The organism is Wolbachia endosymbiont of Drosophila tristis (genome assembly GCF_028981745.1).
Classification (GTDB): Bacteria; Pseudomonadota; Alphaproteobacteria; order Rickettsiales; family Anaplasmataceae; genus Wolbachia; species Wolbachia pipientis.
The window spans coordinates 1-3,168 of record NZ_JAPQLN010000075.1 but is presented as its reverse complement, the minus strand read 5'-3'; the positions used below and the strand labels follow the sequence as shown (position 1 = coordinate 3,168).

Here is a 3,168-nt window from a genome sequence, read left to right as displayed (position 1 = left end):
CCACTGAGAATTTCATATACCTAGCTATGAGTAGGGTTATGTTAAAGAGGGAATATGCTTGAATTTACTAGTTTCCGGACAACCTCTAAGGCCCTTTAACAGCTCTTCAGGAGAAGAAGAACAACTTCCATACACAACCATATTTAGAAATGGCCTGTCCCACCCAGGTGAAGCATCATTTGGTAAAATAGCCTTAGTTTCCAGAATAATTGAAGATTTTAAATTTTTAAAATAGCGCTCCTGCAGTAACTGAGCAGCCTTTTGTAAATGGGAAAAGCGATTTCCTATATTTGAGCCAACAGAAATGTAAATCATTCTTGCAACGCATTACGATAAGTAAAGAAAACACCTCCATGCACACTGGGGACAGGTGGTGCAACTTTGTGAATAGTTACGCCTATAGAAGAAATAATAAGCTTTTTTTGCATCACAAGGTTATTAATGGTCCTGTATATATCATGAGTTAAATGCTCGATTAAGTTGAATTGCTTGCTTTGAACGAGAGATTGAATACTCTGAACTACCTCCAAGTAGCATATAGTATCCTCAAGCCGGTCAGTTGTAAGTCCTAAAGGGGGGGATTTAAAGGTAAAATCAATATTAACACTAACTAATTGAGAATGATACTTCTCTTCTGCACTATAGCCTAAATGAACCCAAAGCCGTAAGTCAGATATAAGAAGATTACATGCAGACATTGCATTCCAACATCACTGAGTTTAAGCTACTTACAACTACTAACACACGCTAGCATTCATCATTCCATCAAGAAAACCCCACAAGAGCCTTGCTCCCTTTTGAGCACCCTGCATAACTTTATCTTGCTCTTTTTCATCTAGATCTTCAATAAGATTTGCACATTCCTCAGAATGCCATTCATCAGCATGCATATGGACCGTAAAAAATTGAAGAGAACGCTCATCACTTATTGAATAGTGTTTTTTTAAACCTTCAATTTTAGACTTGGAAACCTCTGGAGTTTGACGTTCGTAAGCGTACAAGGCTCCAAGACCTGCTGCAAAACCTGATCTTACAATGTCAAAGTAACCATCAATTAATTCTTGTGTCTCCTTAATCTGTGCACTTTCACGAAGATCAGATCGCGCAACGCCAAGCCCTTCAGCAAAACGTTTCCATAACTCTGGATGATTTTCATCACCTTGTTCCTCTTCTATTAAATTACCAAGTAAAACCTGTCGCATTTTTAGATCTGGGCACAGAAAATGTATACCACTGATGTAACGAGGAAACGCAGCAACATGGTGATAATATTCTTTAGCATAGGTTTGTAAAGCTTGCAAGCTTAAGCTTCCTGTATTCCATGATTGGTAGAATGGATGATTTAGTAAGTGCAATTCATCTAACTTGTTATTTAGAGACTTAGTAAATTCCATCATTTCCCCCATTACATTAATATATAGTTCATATACTATAGTTTTCTCATTGTTACGATCATGCTAACAATGGTGGGATTGGTAGGACTCGAACCTACGGCCAATTCGTTATGAGCGAACTGCTCTAACCGACTGAGCTACAATCCCTTTTATCAATATTTATAATACACACAAAAGCAAATTTGTCTATTAGCTTATTTCACTATCAACCCAACTTAGCAGATCATTTGTTGCACCAATTTTGCGTGCAATTTCCTTACCATCTTGAAATATAATCAAAGTAGGTATAGATTGAACCCCATACTTACTTGGCACTTCAGTCCCTTCATCTATGTCGAACTTGCAGATCTTGATCTTGCCTTTTCTGTCTTTAGCCAACTGTTCAATACGCGGCATTAGACTTTTACATGGCCCACACCATTCTGCCCAAAAATCTACCAGAACAAACCCTTTATAGTCAGTGACTTCAGATTTGAAATTTTGATCATTTACCGGTGTAATATCATCACTCATAAAATACCTAAACTTAAAACGATTGCTTGTAAAATATAGCGTATCTATTAGCAGTTAATCAACTAAATTCTTACCGCAGAGCTTGAAAAATTGCCCTAAAGTGTTTTGCACAAACAAAAAACTTCTATTACATCTGGTGGTTAAAGATATCCACGTTTTCCCAACCCATTAAGTCTAATTCAATACGAGTAGGAAGAAATTCAAAGCACTTTTGGGCCAATTCTTTTCTATTTTCACGCTCCAGCATTAAGTCTAGCTTTTCCTTTATCCTGTGGAGATACAAAACATCAGATGCAGCATAACTTTTTTGTTTGTCTGTTAAATTTTCATTTCCCCAATCAGAAGATTGCTGCTGCTTATTTAGTTTGGTATCAAGCAGCTCTAAGCACAACTCTTTTAAGCTATGATTATCTGTGTAAGTGCGAACTAAACGTGAAGCTATCTTTGTGCAATAGCACGGAAGTGCCCAAGTTTCCAAGTAATAACGTATTATGCTCACATCAAATCGCGCGAAGTGAAATATTTTAGTTATATTTTTATCCTCTAATATTTTTCTTAAATTTGGCGCTGTATAATCGTTCTTGAGTTGAACTAAGTGAGCGTTGCCATCATTAAAAGAGAGCTGCACAAGGCATAATCTATCTCTGCTATGAAGTAGCCCCATTGCCTCGGTATCAACAGCTATAGACCTTATATCATCTGGTATTGAACTAGCTGGCAAGTCGTCTTTATATAAAAATATTCCCATAAAATTAATACATTTTTTGGCACAATTGAAAACCTATGATAATCAAAAATGAGTCTTAAGTATACGAAAAGATCATAGAAGGAACCACGCAAATTTATGGGCTCTCACATTTTTCGTGTACACGGGGTTTACAAATCGCTGTATATGCCTATAATTAAGTAAATTTAGGTTAATTTAATTGCGGGAGTAGCTCAGTTGGTAGAGCGCAACCTTGCCAAGGTTGAGGTCGAGGGTTCGAACCCCTTCTCCCGCTCTTTGCTTTCAAAATCATTTCGTCAAAAATCCCTTGACAAACTCCACCAGCCCTCTTATCATGAGACTGAAGCTATTGTATTTGCTTTCGCCAATCTGCAGATTAAAAGGTAAGGATTACTTAATGTATCGGCGTCTTATGTTCAATTTTTTGCAGTATATAGATACTGTATGTCTTTACAAAACTTCATCTACATCTAGATTTTTATCTAAATAAGCTGAACGCGCTTATAAAGCGTTACAAGACATCAAAAAATGCCA

At 36.9% G+C, this 3,168-nt stretch carries 5 protein-coding genes and 2 tRNA genes; 1 reads left to right on the top strand and 6 read right to left on the bottom strand.

Annotated features, from left to right (window positions below):
* Window positions 1-36 precede the first annotated feature (36 nt).
* The 6 genes from OZD64_RS02945 to OZD64_RS02920 form a co-directional block, all read right to left on the bottom strand.
* Window positions 37-315, bottom strand: a complete 279-nt coding sequence (locus tag OZD64_RS02945) for a 2-amino-4-hydroxy-6-hydroxymethyldihydropteridine diphosphokinase (RefSeq protein WP_274999266.1) — start codon at window positions 313-315, stop codon at window positions 37-39.
* Complete coding sequence (locus OZD64_RS02940; RefSeq protein ID WP_007548841.1) at window positions 312-698, bottom strand: dihydroneopterin aldolase; 387 nt, start codon at window positions 696-698, stop codon at window positions 312-314. The genes OZD64_RS02945 and OZD64_RS02940 overlap by 4 nt, the downstream gene beginning before the upstream one ends.
* A gap of 39 nt (window positions 699-737) precedes the next feature.
* Window positions 738-1,394, bottom strand: coding sequence for a CADD family putative folate metabolism protein (locus tag OZD64_RS02935; protein ID WP_022626367.1), 657 nt, complete (start codon window positions 1,392-1,394; stop codon window positions 738-740).
* 70 nt (window positions 1,395-1,464) lie between these two features.
* Window positions 1,465-1,541: transfer RNA gene (locus OZD64_RS02930), tRNA-Ile, on the bottom strand.
* Window positions 1,542-1,583: 42 nt separating this feature from the next.
* On the bottom strand, window positions 1,584-1,907 hold the full coding sequence (trxA, locus tag OZD64_RS02925; RefSeq protein ID WP_010962901.1) for a thioredoxin: 324 nt from the start codon (window positions 1,905-1,907) through the stop codon (window positions 1,584-1,586).
* Between the two features lie 127 nt (window positions 1,908-2,034).
* A complete protein-coding gene (locus tag OZD64_RS02920) occupies window positions 2,035-2,655 on the bottom strand; it encodes a ribonuclease D (protein ID WP_010962900.1) in 621 nt (206 codons plus the stop codon).
* Window positions 2,656-2,835: 180 nt separating this feature from the next.
* Between OZD64_RS02920 and OZD64_RS02915 the strand changes: the two genes are divergently transcribed.
* Window positions 2,836-2,908, top strand: a tRNA-Gly gene (locus OZD64_RS02915).
* Window positions 2,909-3,168 lie beyond the last annotated feature (260 nt).